The following is an 18,442-nucleotide window of genomic DNA, read 5'->3' as shown; positions in this document are numbered from 1 at the left end:
GGCGTCGGCCGCTAGCACGGACAGCCAAGTCTGGGTCAAGGGCGCAAGTTCGTATGCGATGTTCGGCCAGAGCGCGACAGGCGACGGCAATGCCCATGCGGTCGATCTGACGGCGGGTGACAGCCTGTTCGCGCAAGGTGCGGATTCCGTGGCTGTCTATGGCGAGAGCACGGCCAAGGGCGCCAAGGGCAACATCACCATCAACCTGAATGGCCAGTACACGATCGGCGGTGCCGGAACCGGCGTGGCGGCGATGCTTGTCGGGGGCGCAGACAACACGCTGAACAACCACAGCCTGCTCTATGCGATGGGGGCAACGCCGAGTTTCACCATCCAGGCGTCGCAATTTCAGGCATTCCAAGCCTTCCTGTTGGCGCCCGGTCCCGTCGTGCCGACGAATGCGATCCTGGAATCGCTTCTGGACGATTTCAGCCCACTGGCTATCACCGGCACATCGGGCGATGACCATGTGGAGAATTCGAAGATTGCCGACACGCTCGGACGGGTGATCGGCAACATGGATCTCGGCGGCGGCACGAACAGCTTCCACAATATCGCCGACGCCTCGATGGTCGGCCTCAAGACCATCGATCTCGGCGGCGGCAAGTTCACCAATGACGGGCTGTTTACCAATCAGGGCATCGGCGTCGTGGCCAAAGTGGATGTCACCGGCGGCTTCACCCAGATATTCTCCGGCGACTTCGTCACCGACGTCGATCTCAACAACCAGATCACGGATGCCCTGGCATTAACGGTGGCCGGCGACTTCGATGGCGAGGCGCCGTTGAATTTCCTGTCGATCGACAAATTGTTCGCCGAATATGTGCTGGCCACCGGATCGGCGATGACCGAGTCCGGCATCACGCCCACGACGCGGCATCCGGCGGTCGGCTTTAATTTCCTGACCAAGGTGGTCGGCGGAACGGATCTGGTTCTCTATGCCGACAATCCGACTTTCCTGGAGTTGGCACAGGATCCTAACTCCGGCACGACCGATCCCGGCGTCTTCCAGATGGCGCAGTATCTCGACGATGTCGAGGCTTCATCGAGCCCAGACAATCCGATGGCGCTGTTGATCAACATGCTGCGCTTCCTGCCCGATGAAATGGAGCTCGGCTCGGCCCTCACGCGGCTGACGCCGCACTATGCCGTGCACACATTCGAGATGATCAACCGCTCCACGGACATCATGCTGGAGGCGGCGCGCGAATGCACCGGCGTTCCCGCCTACAAGGATCCCGACGGACGCTGTGTCTGGGCGTCGATCAGTCCGCAAGCCGAGTACAGCCGCGACGCTGGGGCCGGCACCACCAGCCGAGACGACGTCATGAAGACGATGTCGCTTGGCGGCATTGGCGAGGTCAGCCAGCACTGGTCGCTCGGCGCAACGATAGGCCGGACCGAATTCGACTCGAAGATCGATTTCAACGGCGAATTGCTGTCGGCCACGACAGGCGAATCATGGCAGGCGTATGCGCTGGCGAAATATGCCGACAAGAACTACTTCATCGACTTCGCAGTCGGCGGCGGCACCGGCTCCTTCAAGGGCGAGCGCGATACGCATCTCGATCAGGTGGCCTTCATTCCGGGCGAAACGCTGATCGGCGATTATCTGCCGGAGGCATTGCTGCCTGGCATCGGCAACAGTGTCACCTACACGCAGAAAACCGCCCAGTTCGGCGGTTCGGCGCGGCTCGGCATAACGCAGGAGATGGGTGTTTTCTACCTGCAGCCGACCCTGCAGTTCGACGCGCGCTGGCTGCGTGTTTCCGGCAAGGAAGTGGGCTCGGTTGCCGCCTTCAACTTCGACGGCAGCGCCAACATGTATTATTCGGCGACGCCGGCTTTCGAGATCGGTACCGACATTGCACTCAGCGACATTGCCAGCCTTCGCGTCTACGGCAAGGCTGGCGTGGAGTTTTCCGACAAGGAGTGGGAAATCGAAGGTCGCTTCGCGGCGGCGGGGAATCTGCCTGGCAACCCCGCATTGCACTTGACGGAGGCCGTCGATTCGCCGCTCTATCGGGTCGGCGCCGGCCTTGAGCTGAACGGCGTCAATGGCGTCGGCATGTCCGTCAGATATAATGGCGCCTTCGGCGAAACGGTTAAACAGAACGCGATCAGCGCGTCTCTCAAGGTCAGTTTCTAGCTGGCCCGAGGCGGAGCCGGGCGGGAGGGATCTTGATGAGGAAGTACGCGTATTTCGTGGCGATGCTGGGTGTTGCCTGCACCGTCGGCGTGGCGGCCGTGGCGGCGCAAACCAAGAGCGACAAGGCGGTCGCGGCACCCGCTGCCGCGGATGCGCCGCAGTTGCCCGGCGGCGCGTCGGCACTGTCTGAAACCCACGGCGACTGGACGGTCAATTGCCAGATATCGGGCACGGCCAAGACCTGCAGCCTGTCGCATCAGCAATTCAACAAGCAAAGCAATCAGCGGCTGCTGGCGATCGAGCTGTCGAGCAAGACCGGCGAGGATGCCACGGGCACGCTTGCGTTGCCGTTCGGCCTGGCGCTGGCCAAGGGGGTCAGCCTGACCATCGACGATCAGAAGCTGGACGGCAGCCTGGCGTTCAACACCTGCCAGGTCGTCGGCTGTCTGGTGCCGGTGGTGTTCGATGCGACTGTCACGCCGCTGCTGAAATCAGGCACCACACTGAAGATCGACGCTTTCGCGGCAGATACCGGACAAGCGGTGAACTTTTCCATTCCGCTCAACGGCTTCGCCGGCGCGCTTGCCCGGACCGCGCAGCTTTTGACCAATTGATGTAGAGCCGTAGGACTTAAAGCGCTGCCTGAATTTCGTCTCGCGGCAGGGCAGTGCGTCACTGCCTCAGAACGTCTCTGCGTCGGTTCAAACGATGATGGTTTTAAGCCTTTCGGCGATCAAGGCGGCGAGCCGTGCCGCCACATCGTCCTTGCTCATCTCCGGCCATTCCTCGACGCCAGCCTTTGACACGATCCGCACCCGGTTGCGATCGCCGCCCATCACGCCCGAAGAACCGACGCCGCTTCCCTGCGACACGTCGTTGGCGACGATGAGATCGGCGCCTTTTTTCTTGAGTTTGGCCTCGGCGTTGCGCAGGAGATCCTGCGTCTCGGCGGCGAAGCCGATAATCAGGCCGGGTCGCTGGCTGTGATGGCCGACGCCGGCGAGAATGTCGGGATTTTCGACCATGCGCAGCACCGGCGGCCCTTCGCCGGCGACCTTCTTGATCTTCTCACCGGCTGAATTCTCGGTTCGCCAGTCGGCAACGGCGGCGACGAACACCGCCGCGTCGGCAGGCAGGAGCTGTTCCACCGCGTCGCGCATCTCCTGCGCCCGTTCGACATGGATGGTCTTCACGCCAGCCGGATCGGCGATGCCGACAGGGCCGGAGACGAGGCGCACATCGGCGCCGAGCCTGGCCAGTGCTGCCGCTATGGCATGGCCCTGCTTGCCGGACGAACGGTTGGCGATGTAGCGCACCGGGTCGATCGGCTCATGGGTCGGGCCGGAGGTGACGATAATCTTGCGCCCCGACAGCGGCTTCGGGCCGACGTCGAGCAGTGCCTCGATCGCGGCGACGATCTCCAGCGGCTCGGCCATGCGGCCTTCGCCCGCTTCATTGCTTTCGGCCATCTCACCCCTGGCCGGACCGACGAAGATGACACCGTCTTTCTGCAGTGTCGCGCGGTTGCGGCGGGTGGCCGGATGCGCCCACATTCTGGGGTTCATGGCCGGCGCCATCAACACCGGCTTGTCGGTGGCGATGAGCACGGTGGAGGCCAGATCGTTGGCGTGGCCATTGGCGAGCTTGGCCATCAGGTCGGCGGTGGCGGGCGCCACCACCAGCAGATCGGCCTCTCGCGACAACCTGATGTGGCCGACATCGTGCTCGTCCTGGCGGTCGAACAGTTCGGTAAAGACATGGTCGGCGGAGAGCGCGCCGGCCGACAGCGTGGTGATGAATTCCTGCGCGGCCGATGTCATGACCACCCGAACCGCGGCGCCGCGCTCGCGCAGCCGGCGGATGAGATCCAACGCCTTGTAGGCGGCGATGCCGCCGCCGATGATGAGCAGGATGCGCTTGCCGGAGAGGCTCATGCCCAAGACCAGTTCTTATCGAGTGTCATGCCGGCTTCAGCGCCGGTTCGATATCGGTATGGATGAAATCATTGCCCTTGAAAAGTAGCGGCAGGTTTCGCGTCCTGGCGAGGGCGTAGGAAAAACAGTCGCCCATGTTGAGTTTGGCGGGATGGCCAGTGCCGCGGCCATAGAGGGCATAGGCTTCAATGCCGGCCTGAGCATGTTCGGCAGTGAGAGCGACGATCGTGACTTTCAGTCTTTCTAGAAGACCTCTCAACTCAGCTGTGCCGGCCGCCCCATAACGTCCGACGACGACCGTGCCACATTCCATCAGGGTCGCGGCGCTCATAAACATCAGCTGATTTCCGGCGAGGCGCTGGGCTATCACCGGTGCATCAGGCTCCTGCTTGAGGATGGCCAAAATCGCGGAGGTGTCGATCACCACAGTCAGTCCTCCTCGATGAAGGACCAGAGCTCATCCGTTAGTTTTTTCTGATCGAAGTCCACTTTTCGCAATCGTCGACCGAATTCGAGGATTTCCTCTGCCGTGACGACATCGTCGTCGTGCTTGTTGACTGCCGCTACATCCTTCAACAACAGGGTTCTTGCCTCCTGCTCCATTGACACGCCATGTCTGGCGGCCTGCTCGCGCAGCCTTTGCTTCAAATCCTCGTCGAGATTGCGGATCGTCAGGGTGCCCATGGCTATTCCTGCATTCTTGCGATTGATTGATCCTTGGGTTTTTCCCCAGATGCCGAACCCGTTCGGTCGAACCCTTTTGTGGTCGGCAGCCCAACGGATGCGGCGAGCACGTCCCGCGCTTCCTGCTCCATGGAAACGCCCCGCGCGGCGCCGCGCTCGCGTAGCCGCCGCATGACATGGTCTTCCAGATTGCGGACGGTAATCCTCGCCATATGCACACTCCTACGTAGAATATAGCGATCTCGATTTCCGACTGCAATGACAGCATTGCTGTCATTGCCTGCACTCAGATGATCTTCCAGGCGATATAGACCAGCGTCAGCGCAATTACCCAGAGTGCCCAGCGGCCGGAGCGGCTGTAGCGCGCCTCGGCCTTGCCGATGGCGTCGGCGGTGGTCTCGTCGAAGCGCAGGCCGTGCTCGGCCATCAGGTCGATCTCGCGCGACAGCCGGTCGGTGCGCGCCGCAAGCTCGGGAATCTGGCGGGCCAGGGTGAGCAGCGCCCGGGCGCCGTCACGCGCATCGATCATCATGCCACGCGGCCCAAGATTGCCTGATATCCAGTCGCCGACCACCGGCTCGGCCGTCTTCCACATGTTGAAGGCCGGGTCGAGCGTGCGCGCCACGCCCTCGACCACCACCATGGTCTTCTGCAACAGGATCAATTCGGGCCGCGTCGCCATGTCGAAGAGTTCGGTGACCTCGAACAGCAGCGTCAGAAGCTTGGCCATCGAGATGGTCTCGGCCGGCTGGCCATGGATCGGCTCCCCGATCGCCCGGATCGCCTGCGCGAAGGCTGCGACATTGTGCTGGCGCGGCACATAGCCGGCCTCGAAATGGACCTCGGCGACACGCAGATAGTCGCGCGTGATGAAGCCGTAGAGAATTTCGGCGAGGAAGCGGCGCTCCTTCTTGCCGAGCCTGCCGGCAATGCCGAGATCGACGGCAACGATGGTGCCGTTTGCCTCGACGAACAAATTGCCCGGATGCATGTCGGCATGGAAGAAGCCGTCGCGCAGGGTGTGGCGCAGGAACGACTGGATGAGGTTGGCTGCGATCGCCTTCAGATCGTGGCCGGCGGCCTCCAGGCCGGCAATGTCGTTCATCTTGACGCCGTCGACCCACTCCATGGTCAAGACGTCGCGGCCGGTGCGCTCCCAGTCGACGGACGGCACGCGAAAGCCGGGGTCATCCCTGGTGCTTTCGCCGAGCTCCGAGAGAGCCGCCGCCTCGAGGCGAAGATCCATCTCGATCTTGGTGGTCTGCGCCAGCGTCTGGGTGACCTCGACCGGCCGCAGCCGGCGGGACGAGGGGATGTATTTCTCCTGCAGGCGAGCGGCGAGGAAATAGCTTTCGAGATCCTGGAAGAAGCGGCGGCGCACGCCGGGACGGATCACCTTGACTGCCACCTTGGTGGCAATGCCGTCATGGAGAGCGTCGGCGGCATGGACCTGGGCGATGGAGGCGGCGGCGACCGGGTCGCCGAATTGCGTATAGAGATCGCCGACCTTGCGCCCGAGCGAAGCCTCGACCGCCGCGATGGCCTCGGCCCTGGGGAAGGTGTGCATCTTGTCCTGCAACGTGGCGAGATCGAGCGCCATGTCGTTGCCGACGACGTCGGGCCGTGTCGCCAGGAACTGGCCGAGCTTTACATAAGATGGACCGAGCCGGACGACCGCCTTGGCCAGCCGGTCGCTGCGCTCATAGGCCAGCGCGCGGCGGCGGGTGAACAGCCGCGCCATCCGCCATCCGAACTTCGGCAGGCCGGACAGTTCCTCACCCGGCAGAGCGGCGACGACACCCTCGCGGACCAGCACCCAGCCGGCCCTTACGAGCCGGAATCCTGCACTGACATTGCTCATGGCAGCGCCAATCCTGCCGGCTCTTTGAACCGGCATAGCACGCGTCGGTTGTGAGAAATGCGGCCCGGCCTCAAAGCTTCCAGCCCGAATGAAGTGCTGCAATACCGCCGGAGTAGTTGCGGAAGGAAACGCGGTCGAAGCCGGCGCGGGAAATCATCGTCGCGAAATTCTGCTGATTGGGAAACCTGGCGATCGATTCGACCAGATAGGAATAGGGTTCGCCGTCGCCAGTGACCATCTTGCCGATCTTTGGAATGGCGTTGAACGACCAGGCTTCGTAGGCCTTGTCGAGAAGCGGCATCTCGACCTCGGAAAACTCCAGGCACAGGAAGCGCCCGCCGGGCTTCAGCACGCGAAACGCTTCGCCCAAGGCCACCTCGATGCGCGGCACGTTGCGGATGCCGAAAGCGATGGTGTAAGCGTCGAATGTGGCATCGGCAAAGGGCAGTTCCTCGGCATTGGCCTCGACGAAATCGGTGTTGCCGGACAGGCCCTTCTTTTCGGCCCGGTCGCGGCCGACGGCCAGCATCGAGCCATTGATGTCGAGCACGGTGGCATGGGCATTGCCGTGGCTGGCATCGACGATGCGGAAGGCGATGTCGCCGGTGCCGCCGGCAACGTCCAGCACGCGCCAGCCGATCCTTTTGGGAGGATTGAGCCAGGTGACCATGGCGTCCTTCCACAGCCGGTGCAGGCCGGCCGACATCAGATCGTTCATCAGGTCGTAGCGGTTGGCGACCTTGTGGAAAACATCGTTGACCAGGGACTGCTTGTCGCCAGCCCCTACACGCTTGAAACCATAGGAGGTTTCCATGCCGCCCGCGGCCGTGGTTCTCTCAACTGACATTTTTTTGATCCGTCATAAAACCGGCGGGACCATAGCCGATCGATGGTGCGGGCGCTATTGTTTAAGGCGCGGTGTTCAGCCGCGCTTCCAGGTGGCGGGTTTTCGAGACCTGGACGGACCGACGGGATGGTTGAATGCCTTTGAAAGCGGAACTGCACTGCCACATCGAAGGGGCAGCGGCGCCCGAACTCGTCATCCGCCAGGCGCAGAAATACGGCAAGGACACCTCGCCCTATATCCAGAACGGTTCCTTCGTCTGGCATGACTTCACCTCCTTCCTGGCGGCTTATGATTTTTCCGCCGATCTGTTCCGGACCGAGGAGGACTATGCGCGGCTGGCCGACCATTATCTGACCAGTCTCGCTCGCGATGGCGCCATCTATTCCGAGGTGTTCACCTCGCCGGACCACGCGAAAAAGGCCGGCCTGTCGCCCAAGGCCTATACCGATGCGCTCGGCGAAGGCATGGCCCGCGCCAAGGCCAAGACCGGCATCGAGGGCCGCATGATCGTCACCGGCGTGCGCCATGTCGGCGTCGAGTCGATCGAGCAGGCGGCGCGCTTCGCAGCGCGCTGCGGGCATCCGCTGGTCACCGGTTTCGGTGTCGCCGGCGATGAGCGCATCGGCGATATGGAGGACTATGTCAGGGCTTTCGAGATCGCCCGCGAGGCCGGGCTCGGCATCACCATCCACGCCGGCGAATTGACGGGCTGGGAGACCGTCCAGGCGGCGCTCGATCATATCCGTCCGTCCCGCATCGGCCATGGCGTGCGCGCCATCGAGAACCCGGACCTCGTCCGGCGCATCGCCGACGAGGGCGTCGTGCTGGAATGCTGCCCCGGTTCCAACATCGCGCTCAAGGTGTTCGACAGTTTCGCCGATCATCCGTTTCCGGCCCTGCAGGCGGCCGGCTGCAAGGTGACGCTCAATTCCGACGATCCGCCCTATTTCTGGACCTCGCTGAAGCGGGAATACGACATTGCCGCCGAGCATTTCTCGATGAACGAAAAGGCGCTGGCCGCCGTCACCCGCACCGCCATCGAAGCCGCTTTCGTCGATAGAAAGACGAAGACCGCGCTTCTTGCCCGGTTGAACAGCGCGGCACGCTGATTTCCGCCGACAAAGCTGTGGTCGGTGCGGGCCAAGCGGTTCCTTGACCGGCGCATTGCCGCTAGGGTTCGCTCAGGCAGCTTGAAGCGCGGCGCGTCCGAAAGGGCCATGCGCGCATTTTCGGGCGCAGGCATCAGGAGAACACCATGCAGGGCGTCACCGTCGTCGACCACCCGCTTGTCCAGCACAAGCTGACCATCATGCGCAAGAAGGAAACCTCGACGGCCGGCTTCCGCCGGCTGCTGCGCGAAATCTCGCTGCTGCTCGGATACGAGGTCACCCGCAACCTCGAACTGACGACGACGACCATCGAGACGCCGATGGAAACCATGGAAGCGCCGACGCTTGAGGGCAAGAAGCTGGTCTTTGCCTCCGTGCTGCGCGCCGGCAACGGCTTGCTGGAAGGCCTGCTCGACCTGGTTCCGGCGGCCCGCGTCGCCCATGTCGGTCTCTACCGCGATCACGAAACGCTGGAAGCGGTCGAATATTTCTTCAAGGCGCCGAGCGATCTCGCCGACCGGCTGGTGATCGTCGTCGATCCGATGCTGGCCACCGCCAATTCGGCGATCGCGGCGATCGACAAGCTGAAAGAGCGCGGCGCCACCAACATCCGTTTCCTTTGCCTGCTGGCGGCGCCCGAAGGCATCGAACGCTTTCTCAAGGCGCATCCGGACGTTCCCGTCTTCACCGCTTCGATCGACCGCCAGCTCAACGAGAAGGGCTACATCATGCCCGGCCTCGGCGACGCCGGCGACCGCATGTACGGGACCAAGTAATACCAGGCAACCTGGTACGATTTACCAAATGTTTACGCAAAGGCGCGGTTTTGGCGCGCGTTAAAGCGGCAAACACCATCCGGGTCTAACGATCGGCTGTCACTACGGCGCCGCGCGTCCATTTCGGACGCGCAAAGGACGCTGTAGCATTTTGATTTGCGCGTGAGCCTTTCCGAAATCGATCCCGATTTCCGGGGTCATGCGGCGAGGCCGATCCATGCTGCGCAAACTTCTGATCCTCGCCGTTTTCGCCGGTTCATCGGCATCGATACCGATTGTGTACCAGTCCAATCCGCAACTCGTCGAAAACCTGCTGAGGTCGGCGGTGCCGGGCAAACAAGCGGTCGAAGCCCAACCAGACGTCAATCTGGCATCGGTGCCCAACAAGCCCGCGGCACCGCTGCCGATGGGCCGCAAGGTGATCGTCGCGGCAGACGAGCGCGGACATTTCTCATCGGCTTTCAAGCTCAACGGGCGCCAGGTCGACGGCATGATCGACACCGGCGCGACATTGGTCGCCATCAACATGTCGACGGCACGCCGAATCGGCTTGTCGCTGAATGCTTCGGACTTCAGCCACGAGGTCAACACGGCCAACGGCACCATCAAGGCGGCCGTGGCCATGATCGACCGCCTGCAGATCGGCAACATCACGGTCAATGACGTCCAGACCATCGTGCTCGACGACAGGGCGCTGCGCACCAATCTGATCGGCATGAGCTTTCTCAACCGGCTCGACAAATACCAGGTCGAGAACGGCACGCTGCTGCTCGTCCAGTAAGGCTATTCGTTTTCCGCAATTTCCAAGGGAAAGCGCTATGCGCTAATCCCGGGAAAACCGGTCCACACTTTTCCTGGAATTGCTTCAGCCGCGCGGCAGAATCCGCCGGATGACCGACTTGTCGGCGGGCGGCTTCGAGGCGCCGACCGTATAGGCCGAAAGCACGGTAGCCGCGGCGGCCTCGGCATCGGCCGATGAGCGGGCATGGATCAGCGCCAGCGGCTCGCCGATCCCAACCTCCGCACCGACCGGCAACAGCCTGGTGATGCCGACCGCGGGGTCGATCTTGTCGTCCGGCCGCGTGCGCCCACCTCCCAGGCCGACCACGGCGAGCCCGATATCGCGGGTGGCGATGCCGGTGACGAAGCCGTTTGCGGTCGCCTTGACGGCAAATTCGATCGCCGCCGCCGGCAGATACTTTTCCGGTTTCTCGATGAAATCGGCGGGGCCGCCAAGCGCGGCCACCATGCGTGCGAAGGTGGCGGCGGCGCGGCCGCTGGCGAGTGTCTCGGTGGCGCGCCGCATGCCATCCTGGTTGGACGACACCAGCCCGGCCGACTGCAGCATTTCGGCGGCCAGCGCCAGCGTCACGTCCTCGAGCCGACGGTCACGATACCGGCCGGCGAGGAAATCAACGGCGTTGCGCACCTCGACGGCGTTGCCGGCGGCCGACGCCAAGGGCTCGTTCATGCCGGTGATCAACGCCGAAGCCTTTAGTCCGGCGCCGTTGGCGATCTCAACCAGGCTGTTGGCGAGTGCGGTGGCGTCGCGCGATTTTTCCATGAAGGCGCCGTTGCCGACCTTGACGTCGAGCACCAGCGATTGCAGCCCGGCCGCCAGCTTCTTCGACAGGATCGAAGCGGTGATCAGCGGCACCGATTCGACCGTGCCGGAGACGTCGCGGATCGCATAGAGCCGCCGATCGGCTGGGGCGAGGTCGGCGGTCTGGCCGATGATGGCGCAGCCGGTTTCGAGCACCGCCTTGCGAAACAGCGCGACGTCGGGCTGGCTGATGTAGCCGGGGATGGCATCCATCTTGTCCAGCGTGCCGCCGGTGTGGCCAAGGCCGCGGCCCGAGATCATCGGTACATAGGCGCCGCAGGCGGCGACGATCGGCGCCAGCATCAGCGAGACATTGTCGCCGACGCCGCCGGTCGAATGCTTGTCGGTGACCGGGCCGGGCAGGTCCGACCAGTCGAGCACGTCGCCGGAATCGCGCATCGCCAGCGTGAGCGCCACGGCCTCGTCGCGGTTCATGCCGTTGAAGAATACCGCCATGGCGAAGGCGCCGGCCTGGCCATCGGTGACGGCGCCCGACGTCACGCCCGCGACGAAGCCGGCGATCTCCTCTTCCGACAGCCTGAGGCCATCGCGCTTGCGGCGGATGATTTCCTGGGGAAGCATCAGGTCTCCAGCAGTCCGTCGTGGAACACGCGCTGCAGGATCGTCGCCAGCCGCGCGCCGCCGACCGGTGCCATGTCCTTGGTCTCCTGGTGCGATAGCTCGGCCCCGGTCATGCCGGCCGCCAAATTGGTGATGACCGAACAGGCGGCGACGCGCAGTCCTAGGAAGCGGGCGAGAATGACCTCCGGTACGGTCGACATGCCGACCGCATTGGCGCCCATGATGCGCGCCATGCGGATCTCGGCCGGCGTTTCGAAGCATGGGCCGGAGAACCACATATAGACGCCCTTGTGCAGGGTGGTGCCGGTCGCATTTGCCGCCCGCTCGATGGCCTGGCGGATGCCGGCATCATAGGCTTCGGTCAGGCCGACGAAACGCCGGTCGCTTGGTTCGCCGATCAGCGGATTGGTGCCCGAGAAATTGATGTGGTCCGATATCAGCATCACCGAGCCCGGGGGCATGTCCGGATCGACCGAACCGGCGGCATTGGTGAGGATCAGTTTCGTGACGCCGATGCCGGCAAGCACTTCCAGCACCGGCCGCATCGCCGCGGCAACGCCGTGCTCGTAGTAATGGGCGCGGCCCGACAGCATCAGCACCGGCGCGCCGGCAAACAGCCCCGCCACCACCTCGCCGGCATGTCCGGTGACACCGCTTCTGGGAAAACCCGGCAGGTCGGCATAGGAGATGCGGATCGGGCCCTCGATCTGGTCGACCAGACCGCCGAGGCCCGAACCGAGCACCAGTGCCGTGGCGGGCGCCAAGCCGTCCAGCCTTTCGACGAGATGATCCAGGGCTTTTTCCGTCATCGCTGCCAGCTGTTCATTTGAGCCCGTTGTTCATTTCAAAATATCGCCGCGGAAGCCGTAAGGCAGCATGTCGCCCATGGTCACGGTCTCGGCCACACCTGCATTGTCGCAGAGATAGAGCTTTGTTTCCGGCCGGCAGAATTCGGCCAGCCGCTGCCGGCAGCCGCCGCAAGGCGAGCATTTCGCCATGCGTTCGGCGATGACGGCGATTTCCACGATCTTGCCGCCGCCGCCCATGATGTAGTGGCCGAGCGCCGTGGTCTCGGCGCACCAGCCTTCCGGATAGGAGGCGACTTCGATGTTGGCGCCGGTAAAGACGCGCCCGTCCTCGGTGCGCAAGGCAGCGCCGACCGGAAACTTAGAATAGGGCGCGTAGGCCCTGGCCATGGCGGCCTTGGCGGCCTCGAACAGATCATGCGACATTCAGGTGTTCTCTCCGATGATCGTGTTCAAAACCCGGCGCAAAGCCGACCTGCCGCTCAACGTTCCTTGACATAAGGTACGCCGCCGGCGCGTGGCGGGATTGCCTTGCCGATGAAGCCGGCGAGCAGGATGACGGTGAGGATGTAGGGCAGCGCCTGCATGAACTGCGCCGGCACCCTGCCGATGATGGGCAGCGGTGATCCCTGCAGGCGTATCGACGCTGCGTCCAGGAAGCCGAACAGAAGGCAGGCGAACATGGCGTTGACCGGCTTCCACTTGGCAAAGATCAGGGCTGCCAGCGCGATATAGCCCTTGCCGGCGGTCATGTCCTTCACGAAGCCGCCATTTTGCACCATCGACAGGTAGGCGCCGGCAATGCCGGTGAGGATGCCGGTGCAGATCAGCGCCCTGTAGCGCAGCCAGGCGACCGATATGCCGGCAGTATCGACGGCGGCCGGGTTCTCGCCTACGGCGCGCAGCCTGAGGCCAAAACGGGTGCGAAACAGCACCCACCAGGTGAACGGCACCATCAGGAAGGCAAGATAGACCAGGATCGAGTGGCCCGACAGGAGCTCGGCATAGATCGGTCCGATGATCGGAACGCCGCGGATGGCCTCGGCGCCCGGCAAGGTGATGGCCTCGAAGCGCTCGCCCGGTTGCAGCGCCGGCGTGCGCCCGCCCTGCTGGAACCAGGCCTGGCCGAGGATGATGGTCGAGCCGGCGGCGATGAAATTGATCGCCACGCCGGAGACGATCTGGTTGCCGCGATGGGTGATCGAGGCAAAACCGTGGATCATGGCAAAGGCGACCGAGATCAGGATCGCCATGCCGAGGCCGAGAAAGGCCGAATGGAACACGGAAGCGGCGGCCGCACCGGCGAAGGCGCCGACCAGCATCTTGCCTTCGAGACCGATGTCGAAGATGCCGGCGCGTTCCGAATAGAGGCCGGCGAGGCAGGCAAGCAGCAGCGGCACCGAAAGGCGGATGGTGGAGTCCAGTGTCTGGATGATCGCGTTGAACACATCCATCTCAGGCACCTTTCCCCTTGACCGCTTCCATGCCCACCGATCGCGGACTGAACGAGGCGAACAGCGCCTGGATGTAGGGCCGGAACATGTGCTCGAGGGCACCGGCAAACAGGATCACCAGGCCTTGAATGATGACGATCATGTCGCGGCTGATTGCCGGCATCTCGAAGGCGAGTTCGGCGCCGCCCTGGTAGAGCATGCCGAACAGGATCGCCGCCAGCACGATGCCGACAGGGTGCAGGCGGCCCATCAGCGCCACGGCGATGCCGACGAAGCCGGCGCCGGAAACGAAGTCGATGGCGACATTGTGCTGATCGCCCATCACCGGATTGAGCGCCATCATGCCGGCCAGCCCGCCCGAGATCATCATGGCGGTGATGATGATGCGGGTTTCGGAAATGCCGGCATAGCGTGCCGCTTTCGGGCTGTGACCGTAGGTGCGCATTTCATAGCCGAGCTTGGTGCGCCAGATCAGCAGCCAGACCAGGAAGGCCATGACCAGCGCCAGCAGGAAGGTGACATTGAGCGGCGCCGAACGGATCTTGGCGCCGAACAGCTCGATGATCCAGTTGAGCTTGGGCAATTCCGCCCCGGCGAGGAAGTTACGCGTCTGCGGCGCTTGCGAGGCGGCTGGCTTCAACGGGCCGACCAGCAGGTAAACCATGGTCGAGGCGGCGATGAAGTTGAACATGATGGTGGTGATGACGATGTGCGAGCCACGCTTGGCCTGCAGATAGGCCGGGATGAGCGCCCACAATGCGCCGACCGTCGCCGCAGCAATGATCGCCAGCGGGAAGGTCAGCCACCATGGCAGTGTGCTGTCGAAGCTCAGGCAGACGATGGCGATGCCGAGGCCGGCGATGTAGGCCTGCCCCTCGGTGCCGATGTTGAACAGGCCGCAATGCGCGGCCACCGCCACCGAAAGCCCGGTGAAGATGAAGGTGGTGGCATAAAAGAGGGTGAAGGCGATGCCGGTGCCTTTGCCGAAGGCGCCTTCGACCAGGATGACGGCTGCGCGCAACGGATTCTCGCCGACCAGAAGCACGACGAAGCCGGCGACGACGAAGGCGACGAACAGATTGATCAGCGGGATCAGGCCATAGTCGGCCCAGGCCGGCAGTTTGGCGTAAGGCGCGCTCAAAGTGCTGCCTCCTGGTGCTCGATGCCGGCCATCAGCAGGCCGAGCTCGCCCTCGGTCGCTTCGGGACCGCGCTCGCCGACGATGCGGCCGGCAAACATCACCAGGATACGGTCGGACAGCGAACGGATCTCGTCCAGCTCGACCGACACCACCAGCACCGCCTTGCCCTGGTCGCGCATGGCGATCAGGCGCTTGTGGATGAATTCGATGGCGCCGACATCGACGCCGCGTGTCGGCTGGCCAACGATCAGAACACCAGGGTCCTGTTCCATCTCCCGCGCCAGCACGATCTTCTGCTGGTTGCCGCCGGAGAAATTGGCGGTCTTCAGCCGGCAGTCGGCCGGCCGGATATCGTATTTGGCGATCTTGTCCCTGGCATCGTTGCGGATGGCATCGATGTTGAGGAACGGCCCCTTCAAATAGCGGGGATCATCGTGATAGCCGAGGATGGAATTCTCGTTCTCCTCGAAGGCCAGCACCAAGCCGACGTGATGGCGGTCCTCCGGCACATGCGCCAGGCCGCGGTCGCGCAGTTCGCCGGGGTCGGCGGCGCCGGTCAGGTCGATCGGCTTGCCGTCGAGCATAACCGAGCCGGACACCGCACGCCTGATGCCGGAAATCGCCTCGAGCAGTTCGGATTGTCCGTTGCCGGCGACACCGGCGATGCCGACGATCTCGCCCGCCCTGATATCGAAGGAGATGTCGTCGACCATGGTGACGCCGCGCGTATCCTTCACCGTCAGGTTCTTGACCGCGAGCTTGACGGCGCCGGCCTCGGCCTCGCCCTTCTCGACCCGCAAGAGCACGCGCCGCCCGACCATCAACTCGGCCAGTTCCTCGACAGTCGTCTTCCTGGTTTCGCGCGTCGCCACCATCGTGCCCTGGCGCATCACCGACACGGTGTCGGTGATGGCCATGATCTCGCGCAATTTGTGGGTGATCAGCACCACCGTCTTGCCCTGGTCTTTCAATTGCCCGAGGATGCGGAACAGGTGGTCGGCCTCGGCCGGCGTCAGCACGCCCGTCGGCTCGTCGAGGATCAGGATCTCGGCGCCGCGATAGAGCGCCTTCAGGATCTCCACCCGCTGCTGCAGGCCGACCGGCAGTTCCTCGATGATTGCATCGGGATCGACTTCCAGCCCGTATTCACGCTCCAGCCGCTCCAGTTCGGAGCGCGCCTTGGCGATGCTCTTCTTTAAGAGCGCATCGCTTTCGGCGCCGAGGATGACGTTATCCAGCACCGTGAAATTGTCGACCAGCATGAAGTGCTGATGCACCATGCCGATGCCGAGCGCGATGGCGTCATTGGGGGTCTTGATCGAGGCCGGCTGGCCGCCAACGCGGATCTCGCCGCTGTCGGCCTGGTAGAAGCCGTAGAGGATCGACATCAGCGTCGATTTGCCAGCTCCGTTCTCGCCGACAATGCCGTGGATCGTGCCGCGACCGATCTCAAGGTTGATGTCCCGGTTGGCGCGCACCGCACCAAAACTCTTGTTGATGCCGATCAACTCGATTGCGGCTTGCGCCATGCAGCCTGTCCCACTCTTATTTTTTTATCGCTTGGTCAAAACGCCTAGCATGACGCTCCGCCCGTGCCAATTGCCGGAGCCGGTTCACTCTCGACAAATCCCGGTGCGCTTGTCAATTTGCAACGTGGCCGGGGCCTTCACATTCGCTAGTATGACGGCGCCGAAATTCGCATCGCGGCGCAAGACATCGCGGTGAACGACATCGCGGTGAGACTGGGGAATTCACATGATCACGCCCGCCGACCGGCTGACGACGCTGGAAATACGCGCCGCCGAGCAGGAGAAGACCATCGAGGAACTGTCCGGCCAGATCGCCGAGCAGTGGAAGGTGATCGAGCGCATGCAGCGCAAGCTCGACGCGCTGACGGATCGCTTCCTGGCGCTGGAGGAGCAGACAGGAGATGAAGTGCCGGTAACCAAGCCACCGCACTGGTGAGGAAAAAGGGAAGGTGCACGCCTTGGTCAGTGAAAGCGATCGCATCGCGCGGGCCGGCGAATATGTGCTCGGTCTTATGAACGACAAAGACCGCGAACGGGCCGAACGTGACCTGGAGGTCGATCCCGCCTTCCGCGACGCGGTCGCGCGACTTGCCGAGCAGATGTATTTCTTCGACCGTTACGGAAAACGCGGCCTGCTGCCTGGCAGGCATTGGGAACTGGTTACCCAACGCCTAGCCGAGTTACCTCAGATGCGCAGCGTCGAGCTCGGCGGCAATGAGGTCAAACCGCGCACGGTGATCCGAAGCCTGTCCCGGCCACCATACGGCATTGGCGTGCACGCGCTTGGCGGCCGGCGCGGAGTTGTCGTTGCCGCCGGGCTGATGGTGGCGTTCGCGCTGGGCTGTCTCGTCGCGAAGCTGCTATAGGCGAGGCCGGCGCGACATCAGCGCCATCTTCTCGCCGTCCGAGCCGCATATCTCAACGGTATCCCAGCCGAGAGCCGCGTAGAAATCACGCGCATCCCATGTGTAGAGATGGAGCATCTCGACGCCCCGTGACGCCGCATGGGCTTCCGTTGCCTTGACCAGCGCGGTGGCGATGCCTCGGCGTCGATACCTTGCATCGACGACCAACCCGGCCAGCCATGGCGTCAGATCATGTACGGGCTCCAGCTCGTGGCGGACCAGCAGGCATGTCCCGACCGGGGTGTCGCCGATCCGGGCAACGAATGCCGCCTCGAAGCCGTCACCGGCGATCAAGCCACGAAGCCCTGCCGCATCTTCCCCGAGCGTTCTTCCGGTTCCCTCGAAAAACGTGGCCAGGCGCAGCTGGGCTACCGCTGCTACGTCGTGCTCGCCCATGGGTGCGATCTTTGGCTGCATCTGTGTCCCGAAACGGTGGCCGGCACGGAGCGAACGTTTCGCTCGATCCGGTAAAGACAAAACCGCCGGGCTGGCGCCCGGCGGTTTGCAGATCATGTCTGTGTGTTCGTGCCGCTCAATAGGGGCAAGCGTTGTCAGCCGTATAGTCGTGCACTTCGACCTTGCCGGCAATGATGTCGGCCTTGGCCTTTTCGACGGCCGCCTTCATCTCGTCCGTCACCAGCGCCTTGTTGTTGTCGTCCATGGCGTAGTCGACGCCGCCTTCCTTGAGGCCCAGATTCTCGACTCCGCCCTTGAAGGTGCCGTTCTTGCCGTCCATGAAGGCGGTGTAGACGGCGACGTCGACGCGCTTCAGCATCGAGGTCAGCACCTTGCCCGGCTGCAGGCCGTTCTGGTTGGAATCGACGCCGATGCCGAGCTTGCCGGCATCTGCCGCCGCCTGCAGCACGCCGACGCCGGTGCCGCCTGCCGCGGCGTAGATCACGTCGGAGCCCTGGTCGATCTGCGTCTTGGCGATCTCGCCGCCCTTGGCCGGATCGTTCCAGGCAGCCGGCGTGTCGCCGGTCATGTTCTGGATGACATCAGTCGCACCCGCCGACTTGGCGCCGCCGACATAGCCGCATTCGAACTTGCGGATCAGCGGGA

The 18,442-nt window shown here is 63.6% G+C and carries 21 protein-coding genes; 7 read left to right on the top strand and 14 right to left on the bottom strand.

Translation table 11 applies throughout. The annotated features are described in order from the left end of the window. Window positions 1-2,149, top strand: a 2,149-nt coding sequence (locus EOD15_RS10425) for an autotransporter outer membrane beta-barrel domain-containing protein (RefSeq protein ID WP_148129520.1), incomplete at its 5' end; no start/stop codon positions are given. Between the two features lie 35 nt (window positions 2,150-2,184). Further along, window positions 2,185-2,763, top strand: coding sequence for an invasion associated locus B family protein (locus EOD15_RS10420; protein ID WP_127379941.1), 579 nt, complete (start codon window positions 2,185-2,187; stop codon window positions 2,761-2,763). 87 nt (window positions 2,764-2,850) lie between these two features. Here the strand turns inward: EOD15_RS10420 and coaBC are convergent, their stop codons facing one another. From coaBC to ubiE, 6 genes are all read right to left on the bottom strand, one after another. Beyond that, window positions 2,851-4,083, bottom strand: coding sequence for a bifunctional phosphopantothenoylcysteine decarboxylase/phosphopantothenate--cysteine ligase CoaBC (gene coaBC / locus EOD15_RS10415; RefSeq protein ID WP_127322815.1), 1,233 nt, complete (start codon window positions 4,081-4,083; stop codon window positions 2,851-2,853). A 25-nt stretch (window positions 4,084-4,108) separates the two neighbouring features. Further along, window positions 4,109-4,510 (bottom strand): type II toxin-antitoxin system VapC family toxin, encoded by a 402-nt coding sequence (locus tag EOD15_RS10410; protein WP_127270488.1) that lies wholly within the window; start codon window positions 4,508-4,510, stop codon window positions 4,109-4,111. Between the two features lie 2 nt (window positions 4,511-4,512). After that, window positions 4,513-4,767 carry a hypothetical protein gene (locus EOD15_RS10405; RefSeq protein WP_127270486.1) on the bottom strand — a complete coding sequence of 85 codons (255 nt, stop codon included), beginning with the start codon at window positions 4,765-4,767 and terminating at the stop codon, window positions 4,513-4,515. A 2-nt stretch (window positions 4,768-4,769) separates the two neighbouring features. Further along, entirely contained in the window at window positions 4,770-4,979 is a 210-nt protein-coding gene (locus EOD15_RS10400; protein ID WP_127322814.1) for a hypothetical protein, read from the bottom strand. A 74-nt stretch (window positions 4,980-5,053) separates the two neighbouring features. Next, window positions 5,054-6,628 carry a 2-polyprenylphenol 6-hydroxylase gene (ubiB, locus tag EOD15_RS10395; protein WP_127379938.1) on the bottom strand — a complete coding sequence of 525 codons (1,575 nt, stop codon included), beginning with the start codon at window positions 6,626-6,628 and terminating at the stop codon, window positions 5,054-5,056. Between the two features lie 70 nt (window positions 6,629-6,698). Further along, window positions 6,699-7,475, bottom strand: a complete 777-nt coding sequence (gene ubiE / locus EOD15_RS10390) for a bifunctional demethylmenaquinone methyltransferase/2-methoxy-6-polyprenyl-1,4-benzoquinol methylase UbiE (RefSeq protein ID WP_127266931.1) — start codon at window positions 7,473-7,475, stop codon at window positions 6,699-6,701. A gap of 134 nt (window positions 7,476-7,609) precedes the next feature. On the opposite strand from ubiE, the gene EOD15_RS10385 reads away from it, so the two are divergent. The 3 genes from EOD15_RS10385 to EOD15_RS10375 all read left to right on the top strand — a co-directional run bounded on the left by EOD15_RS10385 (window position 7,610) and on the right by EOD15_RS10375 (window position 10,141). Next, window positions 7,610-8,584, top strand: a complete 975-nt coding sequence (locus tag EOD15_RS10385) for an adenosine deaminase (RefSeq protein WP_127266930.1) — start codon at window positions 7,610-7,612, stop codon at window positions 8,582-8,584. 146 nt (window positions 8,585-8,730) lie between these two features. Beyond that, window positions 8,731-9,360, top strand: coding sequence for a uracil phosphoribosyltransferase (gene upp, locus EOD15_RS10380; protein ID WP_127266929.1), 630 nt, complete (start codon window positions 8,731-8,733; stop codon window positions 9,358-9,360). A 217-nt stretch (window positions 9,361-9,577) separates the two neighbouring features. Further along, on the top strand, window positions 9,578-10,141 hold the full coding sequence (locus tag EOD15_RS10375) for a TIGR02281 family clan AA aspartic protease (RefSeq protein ID WP_127321469.1): 564 nt from the start codon (window positions 9,578-9,580) through the stop codon (window positions 10,139-10,141). An 84-nt stretch (window positions 10,142-10,225) separates the two neighbouring features. On the opposite strand, the gene deoA is transcribed toward EOD15_RS10375, so the two are convergent. Genes deoA through EOD15_RS10345 form a run of 6 tightly spaced genes read right to left on the bottom strand, consistent with a single transcriptional unit; the run spans window position 10,226 to window position 16,475 of the window. Next, on the bottom strand, window positions 10,226-11,545 hold the full coding sequence (gene deoA / locus EOD15_RS10370) for a thymidine phosphorylase (protein ID WP_127321468.1): 1,320 nt from the start codon (window positions 11,543-11,545) through the stop codon (window positions 10,226-10,228). Further along, window positions 11,545-12,354 carry a purine-nucleoside phosphorylase gene (locus tag EOD15_RS10365; protein ID WP_127321467.1) on the bottom strand — a complete coding sequence of 270 codons (810 nt, stop codon included), beginning with the start codon at window positions 12,352-12,354 and terminating at the stop codon, window positions 11,545-11,547. Before EOD15_RS10365 ends, deoA begins: the two co-directional genes overlap by 1 nt. Window positions 12,355-12,384: 30 nt before the next feature. Next, a complete protein-coding gene (gene cdd, locus EOD15_RS10360; protein ID WP_023812575.1) occupies window positions 12,385-12,777 on the bottom strand; it encodes a cytidine deaminase in 393 nt (130 codons plus the stop codon). A gap of 56 nt (window positions 12,778-12,833) precedes the next feature. Continuing rightward, window positions 12,834-13,805, bottom strand: coding sequence for an ABC transporter permease (locus EOD15_RS10355; RefSeq protein WP_127323003.1), 972 nt, complete (start codon window positions 13,803-13,805; stop codon window positions 12,834-12,836). A gap of 1 nt (window position 13,806) precedes the next feature. Beyond that, a complete protein-coding gene (locus EOD15_RS10350; RefSeq protein WP_127323002.1) occupies window positions 13,807-14,946 on the bottom strand; it encodes an ABC transporter permease in 1,140 nt (379 codons plus the stop codon). Further along, entirely contained in the window at window positions 14,943-16,475 is a 1,533-nt protein-coding gene (locus tag EOD15_RS10345) for an ABC transporter ATP-binding protein (protein WP_127408463.1), read from the bottom strand. The genes EOD15_RS10350 and EOD15_RS10345 overlap by 4 nt, the downstream gene beginning before the upstream one ends. A 229-nt stretch (window positions 16,476-16,704) precedes the next feature. Here EOD15_RS10345 and EOD15_RS10340 point away from each other — a divergent pair, with 229 nt between their 5' ends. Beyond that, window positions 16,705-16,911 (top strand): SlyX family protein, encoded by a 207-nt coding sequence (locus EOD15_RS10340; RefSeq protein ID WP_174800349.1) that lies wholly within the window; start codon window positions 16,705-16,707, stop codon window positions 16,909-16,911. Between the two features lie 22 nt (window positions 16,912-16,933). Then, a complete protein-coding gene (locus tag EOD15_RS10335; protein WP_127322635.1) occupies window positions 16,934-17,341 on the top strand; it encodes a hypothetical protein in 408 nt (135 codons plus the stop codon). Here EOD15_RS10335 and EOD15_RS10330 read toward each other — a convergent pair. Together EOD15_RS10330 and EOD15_RS10325 are read right to left on the bottom strand one after the other, a co-directional pair. Next, on the bottom strand, window positions 17,336-17,797 hold the full coding sequence (locus EOD15_RS10330) for a GNAT family N-acetyltransferase (RefSeq protein ID WP_127322633.1): 462 nt from the start codon (window positions 17,795-17,797) through the stop codon (window positions 17,336-17,338). The genes EOD15_RS10335 and EOD15_RS10330 overlap by 6 nt on opposite strands. A gap of 115 nt (window positions 17,798-17,912) precedes the next feature. Continuing rightward, window positions 17,913-18,442 (bottom strand): BMP family protein (locus EOD15_RS10325; protein ID WP_127408462.1); only part of this gene is annotated, 530 nt, incomplete at its 5' end.

Source organism: Mesorhizobium sp. M7A.T.Ca.US.000.02.2.1 (genome assembly GCF_003996995.1).
In the GTDB taxonomy this organism is placed as follows: Bacteria; Pseudomonadota; Alphaproteobacteria; order Rhizobiales; family Rhizobiaceae; genus Mesorhizobium.
Note: the sequence above shows the minus strand (reverse complement) of the source record. Positions and strands in the feature narration are given on the sequence as shown.

Bases quoted from the DNA above. Each gene is read 5' to 3' on its own strand.
- EOD15_RS10420 (WP_127379941.1), top strand. From the start codon at position 2,185: ATGAGGAAGTACGCGTATTTCGTGGCGATGCTGGGTGTTGCCTGCACC.
- coaBC (WP_127322815.1), bottom strand. From the start codon at position 4,083: ATGAGCCTCTCCGGCAAGCGCATCCTGCTCATCATCGGCGGCGGCATC.
- EOD15_RS10405 (WP_127270486.1), bottom strand. From the start codon at position 4,767: ATGGGCACCCTGACGATCCGCAATCTCGACGAGGATTTGAAGCAAAGG.
- EOD15_RS10400 (WP_127322814.1), bottom strand. From the start codon at position 4,979: ATGGCGAGGATTACCGTCCGCAATCTGGAAGACCATGTCATGCGGCGG.
- ubiB (WP_127379938.1), bottom strand. From the start codon at position 6,628: ATGAGCAATGTCAGTGCAGGATTCCGGCTCGTAAGGGCCGGCTGGGTG.
- ubiE (WP_127266931.1), bottom strand. From the start codon at position 7,475: ATGTCAGTTGAGAGAACCACGGCCGCGGGCGGCATGGAAACCTCCTAT.
- EOD15_RS10385 (WP_127266930.1), top strand. From the start codon at position 7,610: ATGCCTTTGAAAGCGGAACTGCACTGCCACATCGAAGGGGCAGCGGCG.
- upp (WP_127266929.1), top strand. From the start codon at position 8,731: ATGCAGGGCGTCACCGTCGTCGACCACCCGCTTGTCCAGCACAAGCTG.
- EOD15_RS10375 (WP_127321469.1), top strand. From the start codon at position 9,578: ATGCTGCGCAAACTTCTGATCCTCGCCGTTTTCGCCGGTTCATCGGCA.
- deoA (WP_127321468.1), bottom strand. From the start codon at position 11,545: ATGCTTCCCCAGGAAATCATCCGCCGCAAGCGCGATGGCCTCAGGCTG.
- EOD15_RS10365 (WP_127321467.1), bottom strand. From the start codon at position 12,354: ATGACGGAAAAAGCCCTGGATCATCTCGTCGAAAGGCTGGACGGCTTG.
- cdd (WP_023812575.1), bottom strand. From the start codon at position 12,777: ATGTCGCATGATCTGTTCGAGGCCGCCAAGGCCGCCATGGCCAGGGCC.
- EOD15_RS10355 (WP_127323003.1), bottom strand. From the start codon at position 13,805: ATGGATGTGTTCAACGCGATCATCCAGACACTGGACTCCACCATCCGC.
- EOD15_RS10345 (WP_127408463.1), bottom strand. From the start codon at position 16,475: ATGGCGCAAGCCGCAATCGAGTTGATCGGCATCAACAAGAGTTTTGGT.
- EOD15_RS10330 (WP_127322633.1), bottom strand. From the start codon at position 17,797: ATGCAGCCAAAGATCGCACCCATGGGCGAGCACGACGTAGCAGCGGTA.